Origin of the sequence: Streptomyces sp. NPDC015127 (genome assembly GCF_043080095.1) — a bacterium.
GTDB lineage: Bacteria > Actinomycetota > Actinomycetes > Streptomycetales > Streptomycetaceae > Streptomyces.
On sequence record NZ_JBIBVE010000009.1, the window covers coordinates 250804 to 272239 of the forward strand.

At 72.9% G+C, this 21436-nt stretch carries 18 protein-coding genes; 12 read left to right on the forward strand and 6 right to left on the reverse strand.

Features of this window, described 5'->3' with window-relative positions; translation table 11 throughout:
• Positions 1 to 400: 400 nt before the first annotated feature.
• Positions 401 to 1756: an aspartate aminotransferase family protein gene (locus ACF08N_RS19765; RefSeq protein ID WP_392325906.1), complete on the reverse strand. Its 1356-nt coding sequence runs from the start codon at positions 1754 to 1756 to the stop codon at positions 401 to 403.
• 158 nt (positions 1757 to 1914) lie between these two features.
• On the opposite strand from ACF08N_RS19765, the gene ACF08N_RS19770 reads away from it, so the two are divergent.
• From ACF08N_RS19770 to ACF08N_RS19780, 3 genes are all read left to right on the forward strand, one after another.
• Positions 1915 to 2508 (forward strand): DJ-1/PfpI family protein, encoded by a 594-nt coding sequence (locus tag ACF08N_RS19770; RefSeq protein ID WP_392325907.1) that lies wholly within the window; start codon positions 1915 to 1917, stop codon positions 2506 to 2508.
• On the forward strand, positions 2505 to 3050 hold the full coding sequence (locus tag ACF08N_RS19775) for a MarR family winged helix-turn-helix transcriptional regulator (protein WP_392325908.1): 546 nt from the start codon (positions 2505 to 2507) through the stop codon (positions 3048 to 3050). The genes ACF08N_RS19770 and ACF08N_RS19775 overlap by 4 nt, the downstream gene beginning before the upstream one ends.
• Positions 3051 to 3160: 110 nt before the next feature.
• Entirely contained in the window at positions 3161 to 4885 is a 1725-nt protein-coding gene (locus ACF08N_RS19780) for a serine/threonine-protein kinase (protein WP_392325909.1), read from the forward strand.
• Positions 4886 to 4907: 22 nt separating this feature from the next.
• Here ACF08N_RS19780 and ACF08N_RS19785 read toward each other — a convergent pair whose 3' ends face one another.
• A complete protein-coding gene (locus tag ACF08N_RS19785; RefSeq protein WP_392325910.1) occupies positions 4908 to 6254 on the reverse strand; it encodes a S1 family peptidase in 1347 nt (448 codons plus the stop codon).
• A gap of 134 nt (positions 6255 to 6388) precedes the next feature.
• Here ACF08N_RS19785 and ACF08N_RS19790 point away from each other — a divergent pair, with 134 nt between their 5' ends.
• Entirely contained in the window at positions 6389 to 8221 is a 1833-nt protein-coding gene (locus tag ACF08N_RS19790) for a serine/threonine-protein kinase (protein WP_392325911.1), read from the forward strand.
• Positions 8222 to 8251: 30 nt separating this feature from the next.
• On the opposite strand, the gene ACF08N_RS19795 is transcribed toward ACF08N_RS19790, so the two are convergent.
• A complete protein-coding gene (locus ACF08N_RS19795) occupies positions 8252 to 8659 on the reverse strand; it encodes a hypothetical protein (RefSeq protein WP_392325912.1) in 408 nt (135 codons plus the stop codon).
• 156 nt (positions 8660 to 8815) lie between these two features.
• Here ACF08N_RS19795 and ACF08N_RS19800 point away from each other — a divergent pair, with 156 nt between their 5' ends.
• The 4 genes from ACF08N_RS19800 to ACF08N_RS19815 all read left to right on the forward strand — a co-directional run bounded on the left by ACF08N_RS19800 (position 8816) and on the right by ACF08N_RS19815 (position 12459).
• Complete coding sequence (locus ACF08N_RS19800; RefSeq protein WP_392325913.1) at positions 8816 to 9652, forward strand: Scr1 family TA system antitoxin-like transcriptional regulator; 837 nt, start codon at positions 8816 to 8818, stop codon at positions 9650 to 9652.
• Entirely contained in the window at positions 9649 to 9900 is a 252-nt protein-coding gene (locus ACF08N_RS19805) for a DUF397 domain-containing protein (RefSeq protein WP_392325914.1), read from the forward strand. The genes ACF08N_RS19800 and ACF08N_RS19805 overlap by 4 nt, the downstream gene beginning before the upstream one ends.
• A gap of 30 nt (positions 9901 to 9930) precedes the next feature.
• Positions 9931 to 10380 (forward strand): SRPBCC family protein, encoded by a 450-nt coding sequence (locus tag ACF08N_RS19810; RefSeq protein ID WP_392325915.1) that lies wholly within the window; start codon positions 9931 to 9933, stop codon positions 10378 to 10380.
• A gap of 138 nt (positions 10381 to 10518) precedes the next feature.
• A complete protein-coding gene (locus ACF08N_RS19815; protein WP_392325916.1) occupies positions 10519 to 12459 on the forward strand; it encodes a WD40 repeat domain-containing serine/threonine protein kinase in 1941 nt (646 codons plus the stop codon).
• An 87-nt stretch (positions 12460 to 12546) separates the two neighbouring features.
• On the opposite strand, the gene ACF08N_RS19820 is transcribed toward ACF08N_RS19815, so the two are convergent.
• Positions 12547 to 13830, reverse strand: a complete 1284-nt coding sequence (locus tag ACF08N_RS19820; RefSeq protein WP_392325917.1) for an adenylosuccinate synthase — start codon at positions 13828 to 13830, stop codon at positions 12547 to 12549.
• A 204-nt stretch (positions 13831 to 14034) separates the two neighbouring features.
• On the opposite strand from ACF08N_RS19820, the gene ACF08N_RS19825 reads away from it, so the two are divergent.
• Together ACF08N_RS19825 and ACF08N_RS19830 are read left to right on the forward strand one after the other, a co-directional pair.
• Positions 14035 to 14796, forward strand: a complete 762-nt coding sequence (locus ACF08N_RS19825; protein WP_392326012.1) for a diacylglycerol kinase — start codon at positions 14035 to 14037, stop codon at positions 14794 to 14796.
• Between the two features lie 191 nt (positions 14797 to 14987).
• Complete coding sequence (locus ACF08N_RS19830; RefSeq protein ID WP_392325918.1) at positions 14988 to 16793, forward strand: FG-GAP repeat domain-containing protein; 1806 nt, start codon at positions 14988 to 14990, stop codon at positions 16791 to 16793.
• A gap of 114 nt (positions 16794 to 16907) precedes the next feature.
• Here ACF08N_RS19830 and ACF08N_RS19835 read toward each other — a convergent pair whose 3' ends face one another.
• A complete protein-coding gene (locus tag ACF08N_RS19835; RefSeq protein ID WP_392325919.1) occupies positions 16908 to 17378 on the reverse strand; it encodes a GbsR/MarR family transcriptional regulator in 471 nt (156 codons plus the stop codon).
• A gap of 75 nt (positions 17379 to 17453) precedes the next feature.
• On the opposite strand from ACF08N_RS19835, the gene ACF08N_RS19840 reads away from it, so the two are divergent.
• Entirely contained in the window at positions 17454 to 18365 is a 912-nt protein-coding gene (locus ACF08N_RS19840; protein ID WP_392325920.1) for an ATP-binding cassette domain-containing protein, read from the forward strand.
• Positions 18362 to 19972 (forward strand): ABC transporter permease, encoded by a 1611-nt coding sequence (locus ACF08N_RS19845; RefSeq protein ID WP_392325921.1) that lies wholly within the window; start codon positions 18362 to 18364, stop codon positions 19970 to 19972. Before ACF08N_RS19840 ends, ACF08N_RS19845 begins: the two co-directional genes overlap by 4 nt.
• Positions 19973 to 20213: 241 nt before the next feature.
• On the opposite strand, the gene ACF08N_RS19850 is transcribed toward ACF08N_RS19845, so the two are convergent.
• On the reverse strand, positions 20214 to 21419 hold the full coding sequence (locus ACF08N_RS19850; protein WP_392325922.1) for a cytochrome P450: 1206 nt from the start codon (positions 21417 to 21419) through the stop codon (positions 20214 to 20216).
• Between the last annotated feature and the right edge of the window lie 17 nt (positions 21420 to 21436).

The following is a 21436-nucleotide window of genomic DNA, read 5'->3' on the forward strand; positions in this document are numbered from 1 at the left end:
CGCGTGGGCGCGCGCCCCATGGGGGATGTGGAGGCCGGCGGTGCAGGGAAGTGGCACCGGTACAGACGTGCGAGGCGGGGCGAGGGATGTACGGGTAACGCGATCTTTTTTCGCGACGGCGCGCGGCCGGCGAGTACCGCCTTCGGCGGTGTCCTCAAACGCCGGACGGGCTGGAGATGCCCGGCGGGCATCGCCGACCCCGCCGGCGTCGGGGGCGCGGGGTGCGCCGGCTTCACGGCGGAGCCCCCGCCGCGGGCCTGGGGGGCCGAAGCCCGGGCCGGCCCGGGGCTCCGCCCCGGGCCGACGGGCCCGAGGGCGGAACTGCCGCCTGGGCAGCAACACAGGCCGCCGGCACGCGGGGCGCGGCCCTCGGCCGGGGGACCGGGGGCGGAGGCCCCGGCTAAGCCACCCACTCGTCGGCCACCGACAGGGCCGCGTCCAGGGCCGCCAGGCCCTCCTTCGCCTCCGCCTCCGTCACGTTGCACGGCGGCACGACATGCGTGCGGTTCATGTTGACGAAGGGCCACAGGCCGTTCTTCTTGCAGGCGGCCGCGAACGCCGCCATCGCCGCGTTCGCCTCGCCCGTCGCGTTGTAGGGCACCAGCGGCTCGCGCGTCTCGCGGTCGCGGACCAGGTCCAGCGCCCAGAACACGCCCGTGCCGCGCACCTCGCCCACCGACGGGTGGCGTTCGGCCAGGTCCCGCAGGCCCGGGCCGAGGACCGTCTCGCCGATGCGGGCGGCGTGCTCGACGATCTTCTCCTCCTCCATCACCCGGATCGTGGCGACGGCGGCCGCGCAGGCCAGCGGGTGGCCGGAGTACGTCAGTCCGCCCGGGTACGGGCGCTTGTCGAACGTCGCCGCGATCTCGGCCGAGATGGCGACACCGCCCAGCGGCACATATCCGGAGTTGACGCCCTTCGCGAAGGTCATCAGGTCCGGCACCACGTCGAAGTGCTCGGCCGCGAACCACGTGCCGGTGCGGCCGAAGCCCGCCATGACCTCGTCGAGGACGAAGACGATGCCGTAGCGGTCGCAGATCTCGCGGACGCCCGCGAGGTAGCCGGGCGGCGGCGTCATGATGCCGGCGGTGCCGGGGATCGTCTCCAGGATGACGGCCGCGATCGTCTGCGGGCCCTCGAAGGCGATGGTGTCCTCCAGGTGCGCCAGGGCGCGCCGGCACTCCTCCTCCTGCGTCGAGGAGTAGAAGGGCGAGCGGTAGAGGAACGGTCCCCAGAAGTGGACGACGCCCGCCGTGCCGTTGTCGTTGGCCCAGCGGCGCGGGTCGCCGGTGACGTTGATCGCGGTCGCCGTGCCGCCGTGGTAGGAGCGGTAGGCGGAGAGCACCTTCGGGCGGCCCGTGTGCAGACGGGCCATGCGGATGGCGTTCTCGACGGCCTCGGCGCCGCCGTTGGTGAAGAAGATCTTGTCCAGGTCGCCCGGGGTGCGCTCGGCGATCAGCCGGGCGGCCTCGGAGCGCGGCTCGACCGCGAACGCCGGCGCGAAGGTGGCGAGCCTGCCCGCCTGTTCCTGGATCGCGGCGACGACCTTCGGGTGCTGGTACCCGATGTTGGTGTAGACGAGGCCGCTGGTGAAGTCGAGGTAGCGGTTCCCGTCGTAGTCCCAGAAGTACGAACCCTCGGCGCCGGCGACGGCGAGCGGGTCGATCAGTCCCTGGGCGGACCAGGAGTGGAACACGTGCGCGCGGTCGGCCGCCTTGACGGCGGCACCGGTCTGGGGATCGGCATGAGGGGTCATGCGGGCCAGCGTAAGGAAGGGCAGGTGAGAGCCGACATGGCCACCTTGTATGACCTCGGCCTCTTTGTCTGGGCAGGGTGTCGGGCCGCCGCCTCGCGACATTGACAGCATGCTGTCGATATGACAGGCTACTGTCATTGAAAGTCGAGGAGGGCACCATGACCCGCAAGACCGTTCATCTGGCCGTGTACGACACCTACGCCGACTGGGAGACGGGCCACACCACCGCCCACCTCGTGCAGAACGGCTTCGCCGTGCGGACGGTCGGCCTCACGACCGACCCCGTCACCACCATGGGCGGCGTCCGCGTCCAGCCCGATCTCGCGCTCGACGACCTGGACCCGGCCGACAGCGCGCTGCTGATCCTCACCGGCGCCTCGCTGTGGGACACCGGCGACAAGCTCGCGCCGTTCGCCGCGGCGGCGCGCACCTTCCTCGACGCGGGCGTCCCGGTCGCCGCGATCTGCGGCGCGACCGCCGGTCTCGCCCGCGAGGGCCTGCTCGACGACCGCGCGCACACCAGCGCCGTGTCCTTCTACCTGGACGCCACGGGCTACCGCGGCGGCGCCCGGTACGTGGAGGCGGACGCCGTGACCGACGGCGACCTGATCACCGCGGGCCCGACCGAGCCGGTCGCCTTCGCCCGCGAGGTCTTCGCCCGGCTCGGGGTGTACGAGGGCGAGAAGCTGGACGCCTGGTACCGGCTCTTCCACGACTCGGACCCGGCGGCGTACGAGATCCTTTCGGCATGAGCACGCACAGACCCGACACCCACCCGCAGGAACTGCTGACCCGCACGGCCCTCGGCGTCTTCCGGCTGAACGGCCAGTTCATCACCGTCTCGGACGGCCTGGCCCGGGAGGCCGGGCTGACGGCGGCCCGCTGGCAGGTCCTCGGCGCCGTGCTGCGCGAGCCGCAGACGGTGGCCGGGATAGCCCGCACGATGGGCATCACGCGGCAGAGCGTGCAGCGCATCGCCGACCTGCTGGCCGAGCAGGGACTCGCGGAGTACGGCCCCAACCCGGCCCACCGCCGCGCGAAGCTGCTGCACGTGACGGAGGCGGGGCGCGAGGCGATACAGAAGATCGACCCGGGTCACGCGCGGCTCGCCCGCCAACTGCTCGGGCACCTCGGCCCGGAGGAGTTCGCGGAGACCGTGCGGGTGCTGGAGCGGCTGTCGCGGGCGATGGACGCCATCGAGCAGGAGACCGCGGACGCGGCGGGCCCGGAGAGCACTGCCGACCCGGCGGGCGGGGCCGGCGCGGAGGACACAGCGGTCACCACGGGCGCCTGACCGCCCGGGCCGAGACACCCCCTGAGGCCCCTCGCCGCACCCGCGGGCCCTGGGGCACGGCACTATCCTCGGTCCGTCGAACCATCGGACACGGGGGAGGGCCACGGGCCATGGAGCAGCTGGCACCGGGGGATCCACGGCACATCGGCGAGTACCGGCTGCTGGCGCGGCTCGGCGCGGGCGGCATGGGCCAGGTGTATCTGGCCCGCTCCGACCGCGGGCGGACCGTGGCCGTCAAGCTCGTACGGCAGGAGCTGGCCGAGCGGGAGGAGTTCCGCAACCGGTTCCGTCTGGAGGTGCGGGCCGCCCTGCGGGTCGGCGGCCGGTGGACCGCGCCGGTCCTCGACGCCGACACCGAGGCGCCCGTGCCCTGGGTCGCGACCGGGTACATCGCGGGGCCCGCCCTGCACACCGTCGTCTCCGGTGCGCACGGCCCGCTGCCCGAGCGCAGCGTCCGCCTCCTCGCCTCCGGCCTCGCGCATGCCCTGACCAGCATCCACGCGGCCGACCTGGTCCACCGCGATCTGAAGCCGTCGAACATCCTGGTCACGATCGACGGCCCGCGCGTGATCGACTTCGGCATAGCCCGCGCGCTGGAGACGGTCACGGACGGCGGGCTCACCCGTACCGGCGCGCTCGTCGGCTCCCCGGGGTTCATGTCCCCGGAGCAGATCCGCGGCGACCGGGTCACGCCCGCCGGCGACATCTTCTGCCTGGGCTCCGTCCTCGCCTACGCGGTCACCGGCCGGCTTCCGTTCGGCCCCGGCGACAGCGGGGTGCACGCGCAGATGTTCCGCATCGCGCAGGAGGAGCCGTCGCTGGAGGGCGTCCCCGAGGGCCTGCGCGACCTGGTGCGGGACTGCCTGCACAAGGATCCGGCGGCCCGGCCGACACCGGCCGAGATCCTGGAGCGCACCGCCCAGGAAGCGGATGGGGAGCCGTGGCTTCCGGGCGCGCTGGTCGCCCAACTCGGCCGCCACGCCGTGGAATTGCTGGAGTACGAGCAGCCGCGCTCCGCCGCTCCCGAACCGGCGCCCGCCCCCTCCCCCGCGCAGCCGCCCACGATGACGGCCCCCCGGACGCCGCCCCCGTCCGCGCCCGCGCCGCAGCCGCCCCCGCCCGGCCCGGTGGGACCGGTCGGCCCGCCCGCACCGCCGTACGGCTACCCGCACCCGGCGCCCGGGCCCGCCCGCTACGCGCCCGCCGCCTACCCGCCCGCCGCCTACACACCCGTCTCGGCTCCGACGCCGCCCCCCGCACCGGAGCCGCGCACTTCGCGCGGCAGCACCCTCGCGTTGATCGCCGTCGCCCTGGTGGTGGCGGTCGGCGCGGGCGGCGCGGTGTACACCTTCATGTCCAAGGACAAGGACGGCGGCACGACGGCCGGGCCCGAGCCGGGGCCCGGCTCCTCCTCCGCGTCCGGCTCCGGCTCCACGAGCCCGTCGGACGATGCCAAGGGGCCGTCCCCGTCGCCCTCCTCGTCGCCGTCCACCGCGACGGGCGGGGTCCCGCAGGAGTACGTCGGCACGTGGCGGGCGTCGTTCGACACCGCGGACGGCACCAACGTCCGCGTCATGACGATCACTCAGGGCGAGCAGGGCGAACAGGTCATGACGCTGTCCGGTACCGGCCCGAACTACGACTGCCGCTGGTCCGCCACACTGCGCGCGCCGGGCCCGCCGCTCGAACTGGGGCCGACAGCGGTCACGTTCGGCGACCGGGTGTCCTGCTCCCCCGGCCAGTGGAGCCGCCTCAACATGCCGGACGACTCCCGAATCGTGCGCGAGCTGGTCGGTTCGGGCGGCGCGCCGCTCACCTACACGAAGACGGGCTGAGCGGCGCCGGGCGGCGGGCGGGTCAGCCCCAGCTCGCGGAGTGGAAGCTCCGGTACTCCCGGCGCTCCTGCACCGACACGATCCAGCGCGCGGACACCAGGACCCCCAGGCTCACGGCGATGACGCCCAGGCCCAGGCGAGGGTCGTCGACGTCCACGATGCTCGTGACCGACCGGGAGCCACCGGCCGCCCCGGAGTCCCCCGCACCGGCGCCGCCCGTGGCGCCCGCGCCCTCTGTGCCGCCCGTGCCCTGCGTCCCCTGCGCACCCTCCGCGCCGTCGCCCTCCCCGTCGCCGCTGCCCGGCGGGCGGGGCGGTCCGCCCGTCAGGTCCACGCCCAGGGCCTCCATGGCCCCGGTCACCGGCTGGAAGTACGTCGTGCCGCCGCTCGCGCAGTCCCCGTCGCCCCCCGACGTCACGCCGAGCGCCAGCCCCTCCGAGAACAGCGGGCCCCCGCTGTCCCCGGGCTCCGCGCACACCGTGGTCTCGATCAGGCCGGTGACCGTGCCCTCGGGGTAGTTCACCGTCGCGTTCACCGCGGTCACCTCGCCGGAGCGGAAGCCGGTCGTACTGCCGCTGCGGAACACCCGCTGCCCGACGACGGCCTCGGCCGCCCCGACGATCCGCACGCCCCTGCCACCGCCGATCGAGGCGACGTTGGTGCGGTCGAGCGTGTCCGCGCTCTCGTACCGGACCAGGGAGTAGTCCTTGCCCGGGAAGGCGGCGTCGGTGGTGGTGCCGACCAGTTCGGCGCCCTGCCGGTCCAGGAACCAGGAGGTGCCCTCGGGCCCGCAGTGACCCGCCGTCAGGATGTAGGTGTCGGTGCCGTCCGTGACGTTGAAGCCCGCCGAGCACCGGCGCTCGCCGAAGATCGGGGACGCGCCGCCGACCCTGGTGGCGAAGGTGCCCTGGGTGCGCTCCATGCGGACATGGCCGCCGATCCGCTGGGCCAGCCGCGACATCCGCGACCAGTCGGCGGCGGAGACCGTGCTGTCGGCCCGCACGGTGACCTCGTTGGACGCGTAGTCGACCGCCCAGGCCGTCCCCGCGACGCGGGGCGCGGCGCGCAGGGCCTCGGTGGCCGCGCGGAGCCGGTCCATGCTGTGGGGCACGGCGCGGGCGTCCGCGCCGGCCGCCCGCACCTCCTCGGCCGCCCCGGCGTCGGTCACCGCGACGACCGTCCGCCCGTCGTCGGTCGTCCAGCTGCCCGCCGTACGGGAGGTGCCGAGCCGCGCGACGGTGTCCGCCACGCCCTGCCCGTCCGCCGGTTCGCCCGCCACGGCGTCCGTGACCATCAGCCCGCCGCAGACCAGTCCGCCCGCGGCGGCCAGCCGCACCAGCCGCCGCAGCTTCCGTCGTGCGTGCCTCATACGCGGCCCCAAGGTCGTACCGTCCCGGTGTCACCCGCTCTATACGCGGTCGCGCGCCGGGGCGTTCACCGATCCGCCGCCGAGCGGGCCGTGAACATGTCACCGGTGACCGTGCCCTGTGGAAGGATCGGGCCGTGGACGCCCTGACTCCCGACGACCCCACCCGGATCGGGCCCTTCCGCCTCATCGGCAGGCTCGGCACCGGCGGCATGGGCCGCGTGTACCTCGCCCGGTCCGAGGGCGGCAGGACCGTCGCCGTGAAGGTGGTGCACGCGCAGCTCGCCGAACAGGACGAGTTCCGGCGGCGGTTCGCACGCGAGGTCGCCTCGCTGGAGCGCGTCGGCGGCGCCGGGACCGCGCCCGTGATCGACTCCGACACCGCGGCCGACGCGCCCTGGGTGGCCCTCACCTACGTCCCCGGCCCCTCCCTGCGGAACGTCGTCGCCGAGGAGTACGGCCCGCTGCCGGCCGCCACCGTACTGGCGCTCGCGAGCAGGCTCGCCGACGCGCTCACGCACGTCCACCGGGCCGGTCTCGTGCACCGGGACCTCAAGCCGTCCAACATCCTGCTCACCGTCGACGGTCCGTGCGTCATCGACTTCGGCATCGCACGGGCCGTGGACACCGTCACCGACGGCGGGCTGACCGGCACGGGCGCGGTCGTCGGCTCGCCCGGTTTCATGTCGCCCGAGCAGGTGCGCGGCGAGAAGCTGACGCCCGCGTCGGACATCTTCTGCCTGGGCGCGGTGCTGGCCTACGCGGCGACCGGGGTGGCGCCCTTCGGCTCGGCGGACAGCGGCGCGCACGCGACGATGTTCCGCATCGCGCACGACGAGCCCGACCTCACCGGGCTGCCGCCCGAGCTCGAACCGCTCGTCCGCGCCTGCCTGGACAAGGACCCGCACCGCCGCCCGCCCGCCTCCGTGCTCGCCGCGGCCGACCCCGGCACCTCCGGTGCCTGGCTGCCCGCCGACGTGCTGGCGCGCGTGGGCAGAAGCGCGGCCCGGGTCCTGGACGCCGACACCCCGGTGCCCGGCGCCGGCGACCCGACCCCCGTCACGGACGCGGCCCCGCCGCGCCGGCCCGGCAGGCGCAAGGCGCTCGCCGCCGCCCTCGCCGCGGTGCTGCTCGCGGCCGGGGGCGTGGGCGCGGCGGCGCTCTGGCCGGAGAAGAAACCGGCGGACACCGGCGAACGCCCCGCGTCGGGACCGGACACCGCCGGGGACGTGCCGCAGTCCTTCGTCGGCGCCTGGGAGGGCGTGCTCGACGGCACCGCGGACTCCCCCTACTCCACGGGCCGCATCCAGATCACCCAGGGCCGTACCGGCGAGAAGACCGCCGTGTACGTCACCGTCACCGGCGAACGGCTGTGCATGGGCCGGTCCGTGCTCGTCTCGGCGGACGCCGACCGGATCGTCTTCGGCGAGAGCGACGTGACGCTGAGCGTGCCGGAGGGGCAGTGCACCCCGGCCGCGCACCAGACGCTCACCGTCCGCTCGCCCGACGTCCTCCAGTGGACATCGGGTGCGGCCACGGCCACCTTCCGCAGGACGGCCTCCGGCCCGGAGGCGGTGCCCGCGAGGTTCCTCGGCACCTGGACCGAGGACGAGTCGGGCGCCGAATGGGGCCCGGGCCAGGCCGAGTTGTTCGAACGCCGGGTGACGGTCACCCAGGGCCCGGTCGGCTCGGCCGTCGTGCGCTTCGAGACCACGACCCCGAGGACCGACGAGACGACGGGCGAGCCCACAGGCGGCACGTTCCAGTGCGCGTCCACGGCCGTGCTGGGCGGCATCGGCAACCTGCTGGTCCTCGGCCCGCCCACATCCGACGAGCAGGCGTCGGACCCGGAATGCACACCGGACACGTCCTCCCAGAACCTGCGGACGGACCGCTTCGAGGGCGAGGAGCGCCTGCTGGTGTACGGGATGAGCGCGGACGGCGAGCCGGGCGTGTACCTCCGGAAGTGACGTGCGGTTCCGGCGTGTTCGCCGGTGCGGTCACCCGAGCAGCGTGAGCGCCGCACTGCGCAGCAGGACCGGGTGCACGAACCGGTCGGCGGCGACGGGCGGGAAGCGCCACAGCACGGGCCAGGTGCGCCCGGCCAGCGCAGGGACGGGTACGTAACTGTCGTAGCCGCTGGCGGAGTTGTAGCACAGGGCGCCGCGCGGCCAGGAGCGGCGGACGGTACTGCCCGCAGGGACCAGGAAGTACGCGCACCGGCGGCCGCTCACGTCGACGACGACCGGGCCCGGCTCCCCTCCCGTCATGTGGTCCATGAGCTCGACGAGGCGGCGGCCCGTGTCGCCTACGACCCGTACGGCGTCGAATTGGACGCCGGCCTTGCGGAGATGGAATCCGGAAACGGGAATCCAGTCGAGGTTTGCCTCGCGACTTTGTGTATCCACCGGACCAGTCTGGCGAGCGCGCATTAGCGTTTTCCATGCCCGGCGGCGTGGCGTCACATACGGGTTGACCTGGGGCGACGTCGGTGGGGCCGGGTGGAATTCGGCGGTGACGAGTAGTGACCGGTTGAGTCCGGTCGAGTCGGGAGGTGATCGAAAATGGCGCGTGCGGAGAACAAGGAGTCGGCAGGTCCGACGACGCGGCTCGTGGCCGATATGGCGCGCAGGATGCGGGCCAGGAAAGGCTGGACGCAGGAGCAGTTAGGCGACCGGATCGGTTTCACGGCGTCGGCGGTGAGCGCGATGGAGACCTGCGCCCAGCCCGCGAGCGACGAGATGCTCGTCCAGCTGGAGGCTGCGCTCGGGGACGGACTCGGGCTCTTCGAGCAGGCGCGGGAGTACGTGCGGCTGGACAAGTACCCGGCGCAGTTCAAGAACTACGCGCTGCTGGAGCAGAAGGCGCTGGGACTGCACCTGTACGCGACGCTGGTGGTGCACGGCCTGTTCCAGACGGAGGAGTACGCGCGGGCGCTGATCGGCGGCGGTTATCCGCCGCTGCCGGAGCACCGGGTGGAGGAGCTGGTGGAGGCGCGGATGGCGCGCCGAGCGCTGTTCGAGCGGGAGCCGGTGGCGCTGATCGAGGTGGTGCTGGAGGAGTCGGTGCTGCGGCGGACGATCGGCGGGGAGGAGGTGATGCGCGGCCAGATGCGGTATCTGGCAGAGTGCGGCAGGAGGCGTAACGTGACGCTTCAAGTGCTGCCGCTGGACGTCGGGTTGAGTGGCGAGTATGCGGGCGGCCACGGCGGCATGACTCTGGTGGAGACCCCGGAGCACGACCATCTGGTCTATCTGGAGATCCAGGAAGAGAGCCTGTTGATCAAGGACCCGACAAAGGTGAGCACGTACGCCCAGCGCTATGCGAAGATCCGGGCCCAGGCCCTGGGTCCTCGTGAATCGCTGGACCTCATCGAGCGGTTGGCAGGAGACCGGCAATGAGCAGCACTCTGCGGTGGTTCAAGTCCAGCTACAGCAACGCCAGTGGCGGCGAATGCATCGAGGTCGCCTTCGACTGGCGCAAGTCCAGCTACAGCAGCTCCAGCGGCGGCGACTGCATCGAGGTCGCCGCCTGCCCCCACTCCGTCCACGTCCGCGACTCCAAGGTCCCCGACGGCCCGGTGTTCGCCGTGGCCCCCGACGCCTGGGCGGCGTTCGTGGCACAGGCGCACAGGGGACGAGTAGGCTGATTCGTAGGAAAACATGAGAAAGGGGGCGAAATGTCAGCGATCAAGGAAAGCATCGAGATCTCTCGTCGCCCCGAAGAGGTCTACTCCTACGTCACCGACCCTTCTCACCTCACCGAATGGCAGGAGAGCGCCGTATCGGTACGCCCGGTCGGCGACGCCCCGATGGGCACTCTGGGCTCGCGGGTCGTGGTAACCCGGCGGGTCGGTCGCCGGGAGATCCCGATGACCATGGAGCTCGGCGAGATGGACCCGCCGAGGAGCTGGCGCATGGACGGGGTCGACGGTCCCGTCCGCGGCCACGTGAAGGGCACGGTCGAGCCGATCGGCGACGGGGAGCGGTCGCGCGTGACGCTGGACCTGGACTTCGAGTCGCACGGCATCGGCAAGGTGCTCGTGCCGCTCGTCGTCATGCCTCGCGCGCGCAAGGAGATGCCCCGGAACGAGCAGAAACTCAAGGACGTGCTCGAACACCGCGTGTGACGCGGCCCGGTACGGCGGATGCGGGGTCCGGACGCGGTCCGGGCCCCGCAGGTGTGCCTCAAGGGCGTTGCGGGACAAGCCGGTTGAGATCACGGACATGTCCGCGACGCCGTGATCACGCTCGCTAGAGTGGCCGCCATGGCGGGGACGGCGGGACTCCTGGTGGGCGGGCGCTACCGGCTGGTCGAGCCGGTCGGACGCGGAGGCATGGGCCGGGTGTGGCGCGGCCACGACGAAGTCCTGGACCGCGAAGTCGCGGTCAAGGAAGTCCTGTTGTCGGACCTGCCGCCCGAGCTGCACGACGAGCTGATCGCGCGCACGAAGCGCGAGGCGCGGGCCGCCGCCCGGCTCCGGCATCCGGGCATCGTGACCGTCTACGACGTGACCGAGCACGACGGTGCGCCGTGGATCGTCATGGAGTTCCTCCCCGGGCCCTCGCTCGCTGCCCTCGTCGCCCGCGACGGCCGCCTGTCCCCGCAGCGGACCGCCGAGATCGCGGCCGCCATGGTGGACGCCCTCGGGCACGCGCACGCCGCAGGCGTGGTGCACCGGGACCTGAAGCCCGACAACGTCCTGCTCGCCGCCGGTGACCGTCCCGTCATCACCGACTTCGGGATCGCCCGCATCCTGGACGCGGCCACCCGCCACCTGACCAGGACGAACAGCATCATCGGCACCCCGCAGTACATGCCGCCCGAGCAGTTGGAGGGCAAGCGGGCGGAAGCCCCGGCCGACATGTGGGCGCTGGGCGCGACGCTGTACACGGCGGTGGAAGGACATCCGCCGTTCGACGGCCCGACGCTCACGGCGATCATCGTCGCCGTCCTCACCCAGCCGCTGCCGCCGCCCCGGTACGCGGGGCCCCTGGCCGAGCTCCTCGGCGCCCTGATGGCCAAGGACCCGCAGGAGCGTCCGGACGCGGACGCGGCGGCCCTCCGCCTGCGCGCGCTGCGGCACGAGGACGCCGGCCCCGCACCGGAGCCGCGCACCGACCCGGTCGCGCCCACTGCGCCGGAACCGCGTCCCACCACGCCGGACCTGCACTCGGCCCCCACCCAGAACGCGCCGGCGGACGAACCGGCGCCACCCGTGCCCACGGCTGCCACCACCGCACGCCGGGGACCGAGCCGCCGGAGCATAGTCCTCGGGAGCCTCGGCGTTCTGGCGACGGCCACGGGGGCGTCCCTCGCGGTGCGCTACCTCCCCGGCGACGCCGAGCCCACGCACGCGTTCATGCTCACCGGCCACGAAAGCGGCGTGTTCGCGGTGGCGTTCAGCCCGGACGGCAGGACGCTCGCCAGCGGCAGCAGCGACAACACCGTCCGGCTGTGGGACCTCGCGACCCGGACCACCACCGCGACCTTCACCGGCCACCGCTCCACCGTGCACGCGCTCGCCTTCCACCCCGACGGCAGGACGCTCGCCAGCGGCAGCAGCGACAACACCGTCCGGTTGTGGGACCTCGCCGGCAACACCCTCACCGGATCCGTGTCCGACTACCGCGGCATCGTGCAGTCGCTGGCCTACAGCCCCGACGGCGGGATCCTGGCGTCGGACGACGGGGACACCGTCCGCCTGGGGGACGCCGCCGCTCCGACCGGGCACACCGACCTGGTGAACGCGGTGGCGTTCAGCGCCGACGGCAGGACGCTCGCCAGCGGCAGCAGCGACAGGACCGTACGGACCTGGGACCTCGCCACCCGCACCACCACCGCCACGTTCACCGGCCATACCGGCGCGGTGCACTCCGTGGCGTTCGCCCCGGACGGCAAGACCCTGGCCGGCGCGGGCGCCGACCACACGATCCCCCTGTGGGACGTCGCCGACCGCACCACGATCGCGACCCTGACCGGTCACACCGACTACATCACGTCGATCGCCTTCAGCCCCGACGGCAGGTACCTCGCCGGCGCGGCCTACGACAGGACCGTCCGCATCTGGGAGGTCGCGAGCCGCACGAGCACGGCCACCCTCACCGGCCACACCGACCGCGTCATGTCGGTCGCCTTCGACCCCGAGGGCACGTATCTCGCCGGCGCCGGCCTCGACCGGACCATCCGCGTGTGGAAGCTGTCCTGATCCGGCCCGGCGGCACGCCCCGGACCCGCCGGGAACGGCCGAGGGCGCCCCGGAATCCGGGACGCCCTCGGCGGTGGTCCGCTCCTCCTACAGGAAGGAGTTGATCTCGATCGTCTCGGTCCGGCCGGGGCCGACACCGATGGCGGAGATCGGCGCGCCCGACATCTCCTCGAGCGCCTTCACGTAGCCCTGCGCGTTCTTCGGCAGGTCGGAGAAGGTCTTCGCCTTGGTGATGTCCTCGGACCAGCCCGGCAGGTACTCGTACACGGGCTTCGCGTGGTGGAAGTCGGTCTGGCTGTACGGCAGCTCCTCGACGCGCTTGCCGTCGATCTCGTACGCGACGCAGACCGGGATCTGCTCCCAGCCGGTCAGCACGTCCAGCTTGGTGAGGAAGAAGTCCGTGAGGCCGTTGACCCGGGTCGCGTAGCGCGCGATGACCGCGTCGAACCAGCCGCAGCGGCGGTCGCGGCCGGTGGTGACGCCCCGCTCGCCGCCGATGCGGCGCAGCGCCTCGCCGTCCTCGTCGAACAGCTCGGTCGGGAACGGGCCCGCGCCGACGCGGGTCGTGTACGCCTTGAGGATGCCGATGACCCGGCTGATCTTCGTCGGTCCGACGCCCGCGCCGGTGCAGGCGCCGCCCGCGGTCGGGTTGGAGGAGGTGACGAAGGGGTACGTGCCGTGGTCGACGTCGAGCAGGGTGCCCTGGCCGCCCTCGAAGAGGACGACCTTGCCCTCGTCGATGGCATCGTTCAGGATCAGCGTGGTGTCGGCGACGTACGGCTTGATCTGCTCCGCGTACTGGAGCATCTCCTCGACGATCCTCGCCGGCTCGATCGCGCGCCGGTTGAAGACCTTCGCGAGCAGCTGGTTCTTGGACTCCAGCGCCGCCTCGACCTTCTGCGTCAGGATCGACTCGTCGTAGAGGTCCTGGACGCGGATGCCGGTGCGGTTGATCTTGTCGGCGTACGTCGGGCCGATGCCGCGGCCGGTCGTGCCGATCTTGCGCTTACCGAGGAACCGTTCCGTCACCTTGTCGATGGTGACGTTGTACGGGGTGATCAGATGGGCGTTGCCGCTGATCAGCAGCTTGGACGTGTCGACGCCGCGGTCGTTCAGCCCGCTCAGCTCGGAGAGCAGAACCGCCGGGTCCACGACGACGCCGTTGCCAATGACCGGAGTACATCCGGGCGAGAGGATTCCGGAAGGGAGGAGGTGCAGCGCATACTTCTGGTCGCCGACGACAACCGTGTGGCCGGCGTTGTTGCCGCCCTGGTAGCGCACCACATAGTCCACGGACCCACCGAGCAGGTCGGTGGCCTTTCCCTTGCCTTCGTCACCCCACTGAGCACCGAGCAGCACAAGTGCGGGCACAGGCGTACACCCCTTCCGGGCGGGGCAAGACCAAGGTCAGGGGGCCGAAGCCGTGCCTGAGTACTCGGACCGGTTGCCCCGGAATAGACGAAGCCCCTGGCGCAATAGCGCAAGGGGCTCTTGCACAAAGATGCTACCCGAGGAAGGACCGAGGTGTCGGATCACGACCAGCTGCTGGTGGTCATCGACCCGGTCGCCCGCCGAATGGACGGCGAGTCCGTACGCATCGCGAAAGATGTGCTGTGCGGGGGCTCGGAGGCGAAAATCTGTCTCCCCGACGGGCCTGAGGAATTCGCGCGGGCACTCGCCCGGAGGGGTCACCGCAGGCCCGTCGTGGTCGGCGACGACCGTGCCCTGCTGCGGGCCGTCGCCCTCCTGCACCGCGACCGCTGGCTCGGCGACGGCGCGCTGGCGCTGGTCCCGGTGGGCGCATCGGTGCAGCTGGCGCACTCGCTCGGCGTGCCGGCCGGGCCGGTCGCGGCGGCGCGTGCGGTGCTCGACGGCGTGGTGCGCCGGCTGGACCTGCTGGTCGACGAGTCCGACGGCGTGGTGCTGGGCGGCCTGTCGATCCCGGCGGTGCGGGCGGCGGCGCGGGCGGAGGCGTCGGTGTGGAACGCCTGCCGCTCCCTGGTCCGCACACTCGTGCGCCCGGCCCCGCCGTCGGTGGCGATCAAGGCGCACCGGCTGCGCGTGGAGGCCGACGGAGTCCTGCTGACGGACCTCGACCGCCCGGTGCAGGCCGTGTCGGTCCGCGCGGACCGCGACGGCCGGGCGGAGGTCCTGATCCGGCACCCCTCGGCCCCGGAGCCGGTCCGCACGAGCGCCCTGACGGTGACGGTGTCGGGCCCCGACTTCCGCTACCGGGCGGACACCCACGTGACGGGCCCGGTCCGCACCCGCACCTGGACGGTGCGGCCGGGGGCGTGGGGGCTCACGCTGCCGGCGGCGCAGGCGGCGGAGACGTAGGTCCGGTCGCGGACGGGGCGGCCCCACCGAGGGGGCGGGCGCCAGGGCACGGCGCCTGGGAGTGGCGGGCCGACGCCCGGGATGGCGAGCCGGCCGCGGGTCCTCGTACAACCACGTCGCCCGGTCGGTGGTCGTACCAGGTGGGACGCACCTGTGGCGTCCCAGCCCATTCGCGCAGGAGGAACGTCCCTTTGCTCTCCCTACACACCGGCCGGCGCCGTCTCGGCGCCGCCGTCGCCACCGTTCTCGCCGTCACGCTCGGCGCGGGCTCGCTGACCACCACCCCGGTGCACGCGACGGAGGTCCCCGCCGCGACGGAGGGGCCGAGCAGTCTGCTCCCGATGGTGCCCGGCGCCTGGCTGGCATCCGCGGGCCCCCGAGGCTTCCTGACGTACGTCCCGCACAACGGCGAGGACGGGAAGCTCCGATGGACCCCGTACGAGGGCGGGGCGACACGCGACCACCTCTTCTACACGATCGAGGGGATCGCCCGGACATCAGGGGACATGGTCGTCACATCCAGCGACGCTTTCGGGACCGAGGCGGTGGACATGTCCACCGGCACATCCTTCCGCAAGCGGCCGGTTGACGACGGGCTGGACAGCTTCTTCGCCGGCACCGCGGGCTCGGCCCTCTTCACCAGCGGGTACACGCGTCTGTGGCTGCAGACCAAGGACACCGAACCGCGTGTCGTGCAGGGCCCCCCGGAGGCCGCTCACGGCTCGGTGTGGCCGGGCGACGCCACGCACGGCCTGATCAGCTTCTGGACGGAAGGCGAGCAGCGCCTCGGCCTGATCGACCTGACCGACGCCACCCTCACCCAGCCCTACCCTCAACAGGCGCGGAACCCCGTGATCTCCGACAACCGTCTGGCCTGGGTGGAGGACGACACCGCCACGAACACGCTCCGTGTGGTCGTCCGCGACCGGACCAGCGGCGCCGACACGATCGTCCCCGTGCCGGGGACCACGGCAGGGGCGGACCTGAAGATCAGCCTGCTCGGCGACTGGGTGACGTACGGGGCGACGGCCCTTCACATCACGACCGGCGAGAAGGTCACGCTCCTCGACCGTGTCGACACCTCGTTCGCCACCCCTGACGGCTCGGCCCAGATCGTCCAGGGCGGACTCGCCGGCCAGGGCGAGGGCATCTTCCGCGTCTCACTCGGCACGGACGGCCGGCCGGTCGTGCGGCTCCTCGCACACGCCGGCACTCCCACCTCCGCCCTGCACGACTTCGACAACAACGGTCTCGCCGACCTGCTGGGCCGGGACGCCTCGGGCGCACTGTGGCGGGACAGCGCCAAGGACGGACACCAGCGGTCGCGGATCGGCGACGGCTGGCAGATCTACGACAAGATCGAGGCCGTCGGCGACATCGCGGGGCGGGACAGCCCCGGCTTCACCCCCGAGCTCGTCGCCCGCGACAGGGACGGTGTGCTCTGGCTGTACGAGGGCCGAGAGGACGGCGGCTTCGGCAAGCGAGTGCGGATCGGCGCAGGCTGGCAGACGTACGCCCACATCACCGGCGGCAGCGACCTCACCGGCGACGGCCGCCCCGACGTCGCCGCCATCGACAGGACCGGAGTCCTCTGGCTCTACCGGAGCACCGGCGACACCGCCCGCCCCTTCGAGACCCGCAAGCGCATCGGCACCGGCTGGAACATCTACAACCAGCTCAGCGCCGTCGGAAACCTCGCCGGTGGACCCGCCGGAGACCTCGTCGCCCGCGACAAGGACGGCGTCCTGTGGCTCTACCTGGGCAAGGGCGACGGCACCTACACCCAGCGCACGAGGATCGGCGGCGGCTGGCAGACCTACTCCCAGCTCATCGGCGCCGGCGACGTCGACCACGACGGCAAGGCCGACCTCTTCGCCCACCACCGCGGCACCGACACCGTCTACCTCTACTCCGGTACCGGCGACCGCCACCGCCCCTTCACGTCCCGCGCGATCTCGGACGCCCACACGGGCAACACGTACAACCACATGAGCTGAGCCAGGAGCCTGCCCGGGCGTGGCACCTGCCACGCCCGGAGCTACGGCCCCGCCCGGAGCTACGGCCCCGCCCGGAGCTACGGCCCCGCCCAGGAGCTCGCAATGGCCCCGTGCTCACCGGGCCGACGCGCGGTGCTCCCGCCAGCGGTCCATCACGCCGAGCATCTCCTTCTGCAGGAACGCGAAGAACTCCGCCGTCTCCGCTGCCCGCGCCCCCGCCGCCGTGTCCGGGCCCAGCGTCTCCGCGCCGTCGCGCAGGATCTTCTCCCAGCGGGTGAGGATCTGGTCGCGGCGCGTGAAGGTCTCGTACCAGAGCTCGTCGTGCAGGACGTAGCGGTCGCGGCGCGAGCCGGGGTCGCGTTCGCGGCCGACCATGTTGACCTGGGAGAGGTAGCGCACGGCGCCCGAGACCGCCGCCGGGCTGATCTGCAGGCGTTCGGCGAGCTCCGCCGACGTCATCGACGCCGTCTCCGACGCCAGCAGCGCCGCGAAGACCCGGGCCGCCATGCGCTGCATCCCGGCTTCGGTCAGCTCCGATGCGAAGCGCTCCACAAAGCGGTTCGCCGCCTCTTCGTTGCTGCTCATGGACGCGAGTCTATAGGGCGGTTCATACGCTTCCTTAACTTCACAAGTTTGTGAACGCCGCGTATGTTCAGAGACATGACGAAGGCCATCACCGTCTCCGGACTCCACAAGTCGTTCGGAAGGACCCACGCGCTGGACGGCCTCGACCTCGCCGTCGAGACCGGTGAGGTCCACGGCTTCCTCGGCCCCAACGGAGCCGGCAAGTCGACCACCATCCGGGTCCTCCTCGGCCTGCTGCGCGCCGACTCCGGCGCCGCCCAGCTGCTCGGCAAGGACCCCTGGCACGACGCCGTCGCCCTGCACCGCCGCATCGCCTACGTCCCCGGTGACGTGACGCTCTGGCGCAACCTGTCCGGCGGCGAGGTCATCGACCTCTACGGACGGCTCCGCGGCGGCCTCGACCGGGCACGGCGCGCGGACCTGATCGAACGGTTCGAGCTCGACCCCACCAAGAAGGGACGCACGTACTCCAAGGGCAACCGCCAGAAAGTCGCCCTCGTCGCCGCCTTCGCCTCCGACGTGGACCTGCTGATCCTCGACGAGCCGACCAGCGGCCTCGACCCCCTCATGGAGGAGGCATTCCAGAGGTGCGTGACCGAGGAACGCGACCGCGGGCGCACCGTCCTTCTGTCGTCGCACCTCCTCAGCGAGGTCGAGTCCCTCTGCGACCGCGTCAGCATCATCCGCAAGGGGAGGACCGTCGAGACCGGCTCGCTCGCCGAGCTGCGCCACCTGACGCGCACGAGCGTGTCCGCCGAGCTCGCCGGGCCGCCGAACGGGCTCACCCGGCTGCCCGGCGTCCACGACCTCGACGTGCAGGGCCACCGCGTCCGGCTCCAGGTCGACACCGACAAGCTCGACGCCGTGCTGCGCTCGCTCGCCGAGTCCGGGGTGCGGTCCCTCACCAGCACCCCGCCCACCCTCGAAGAGCTCTTCCTGCGCCACTACCAGGACGACGTCCGCGCCGAAGGGGCGATGTCACGATGACCGCCGTCGCCGCCCTGCCGACCCGGCGGGCCACCGGGCCACGCCAACTGGCGGGCACCCTCCCCCTGTTCCGGCTCGCGCTGCGGCGCGACCGGGTGGTGCTGCCCCTGTGGGCCCTGGTCGTCGGCGGCATGGTCGCCGGCGGCGCCGGCTCGCTGGAGACGCTGTACGACACCGCCGCGAAGCGGGCGGAGCTGGCCGCGTCGATGACCGGCAACAGCTCCCTGCGCTCCCTGTACGGGCCGGTGTTCGGCGACTCGGTCGGCGGGCTCGTCGCGTGGCGGTTCGGCACCTTCTCCGCCACGCTCGCCGCCGTGATGAGCCTGATCATCGTCGTCCGGCACACCCGGGAGGAAGAGGAGACCGGGCGTCAGGAACTCCTCTCCTCCGCCATGGTGGGACGGCGCGCCCCGCTGACCGCCGCGCTGCTCACCGCGCTCGTCGCCAACGCGGCCGTCGCGCTGATCATCACCGCGGGTCTCGCCGGACAGGGCACGGGCGGCGCGCTCGCTCTCGGACTCGCCGTCGGCGGCACGGGCATGGTGTTCGCCACCATGGCCGCGAGCATCGCGCAGATCACCGAGAGCGCCCGGCTCGCCAAGGGGGCGACTGCGGCCGTGCTCGGCCTCGCCTTCGTCCTGCGGGCGGCGGGTGACGCGGGCACGGCCGACGGACGGTCGCCGCTGACCTGGCTGTCGCCCGTCGGCTGGGCCGAGCAGGTGCGCGCCTACGCTCACGAGCGCTGGTGGGTGCTGGCGCTGATCGCCGCGGCGGTCGCCGTGCAGGCGGCGGTTGCGTACGAGCTGACCGGTCGGCGCGACATCGGCATGAGCTTCCTGCCCGCCCGGCCCGGCCCGGCCGTGGGCCGTCTCGCGACCGCCGGCGGGCTCGCCCTGCGGCTCCAGCGCGGCAGCCTGATCGGCTGGACCCTCGGCTTCCTGGTCGCCGGGGTCGTCTTCGGCGGGATGGTCGAGGGTGCCGCGGACCTGGTCGGGGACAACGAACAGGCCCGGGAGATCTTCGAGCGGATGGGCGGCCGGTCGGCGCTCACCGACGCGTTCCTCGCCACGATGGTCGGCCTGTTCGGGATGGTCGCCGCGCTGTACGTCGTCGCCTCGGTGCTGCGGCTGCACGGCGAGGAGACCTCGCAGCGCGCCGAGCCGGTCCTCGCGAACGCCGTCGGCCGGCTGCGGTGGGCCGCGGGCCACCTGGTGATCGCCTTCGGCGGCGCGGTCCTGATCATGACGACGGCGGGGCTGGGACTGTGGCTCTCGTACGGCAAGGACCTCGGCCCGATCCTGGGCGCCTGCCTGGTCCAGCTCCCGGCGATCTGGACACTCGGCGGGATCGCCGTCCTGCTCCACGGGGCCTGTCCGAAGGCGGCGGTGGCCGCGTGGGGCGCGGCGGGGCTCGCGCTGCTGCTGGGCTGGATCGGCCCGGTGCTGAACCTGCCGCAGGCGGTGCTGGACGTGTCCCCCTTCGGCCACCTGCCGAAGCTGCCGGGCACGGGGATGGAGTGGGCGCCGGTGGGGGTGCTGGTGGGGGTGGCGGTGCTGCTGGTGGTTGCGGGTCTGGTGGGCCTGCGCCACCGCGACATCCGCACGTGACGCTCCCTACCCCGCCCTCCCCCTACGGCCTGGCGGCCGTGGGAGGTACCCCCATCCCGTAATCGGGGCTCCGCCCCGGGCCCGGTACCGCGCTTCGCGCGGTATTCGGGGGCTCCGCCCCCGGACCCCCGCGCCTCAATCGCCGGCGGGGCTGGAAGTCGCTTGAGGACACCGCGCGCAGCGCGGTACGGAGTCCGGGGGCAGCGCCCCCGGTTACGGGAAAGGGCGGGGTGGGGAAAGGTCACAGCTCCACGCGCAGCTCCCGCACCCCCCTGATCACAAACCCCGGCTTCCACTCCGGCTCCGCCACCAACCGCATTCCCGGCGCCTCCCGCAGCAGCTCCCCGAACGACGCCGCCAATTCGATCCGCGCCAGGGGGGCGCCCAGGCAGTAGTGGATGCCCGCGCCGAAGCTCACATGCGGGTTGTCGGTGCGCGCGAGGTCCAGCTCGTCGGGGCGGGCGAAGCGCGCGCCGTCGCGGTTCGCCGAGCCGAACAGCAGCGCCAGTTCGGAGCCGCGCGGGATCACCGTCCCGTCGATCTCGATGTCGTCCAGCACCCAGCGCTCGAAGAGCTGCAGCGGGGTGTCGTACCGCATCAGTTCCTCCACAGCTGTGGACAGCAGCGAGTGGTCCGCCCGCAGCGCCGCCAGCTGCTCGGGGTGGCGGAAGAGCGTCCACCACCCGTTGGCCGTGGTGTTCACGGTCGCCTCGTGGCCCGCGTTCAGCAGCAGCACGCACGTGGAGACCATCTCCTGCTCGCTGAGCCGGTCGCCCTCCTCGTGCGCCGCGATCAGCGCGGAGATCAGGTCCTCGCCCGGCGCCGCCCGCCGTACGGCGATCAACTCCCGCAGGTAGGCGCTGAATTCGAGCGACGCCTGCACCGCCCGCGCCGCCGTCTCCTCGGACGGGTTCAGCTCGTACATCCCGCAGATGTCCGCCGACCAGGGCCGCAGCAGGGCCCGGTCAGACGCGGGAATGCCGAGCATCTCCGCGATGACCGCGACGGGCAGCGGCTCGGCGACCTCGGCCAGCAGGTCTCCCCCGCCCGCGCGCCTGAGGTCCGCGACCAGGTCCGCCGCGAGCCGGCGCACCACGGGCTCCAGCGCCTGCACGGTCCGCGGCGTGAACGCCTTGGTCACCAGGCGCCTGATCCGCGTGTGGTCCGGGGCCTCCAGGTCGAGGAGCCCGTGGTCGTTGAGGGTATGGAACGGCTCGTGCGCGGCGGGCGGCGGCGTACGGCCGAACTCCTCGTGCGTGAAGCGGTGCAGATACGTGCGCCCCAGCCGCCGGTCCCGCAGCAGCGCCGACACATCCGCGTGGTGCGGCACCAGGTACTGCCGCGTCGGCTCGAACCAGTGCACCCGCCCCCGTGCCCTCAGCTCGGCGAGGGCCGGGTACGGGTCGGCGGCGAAGGCGGGGGACCAGGGCTCGAACGGTACGTCCATGACGGGACGCTAACCCC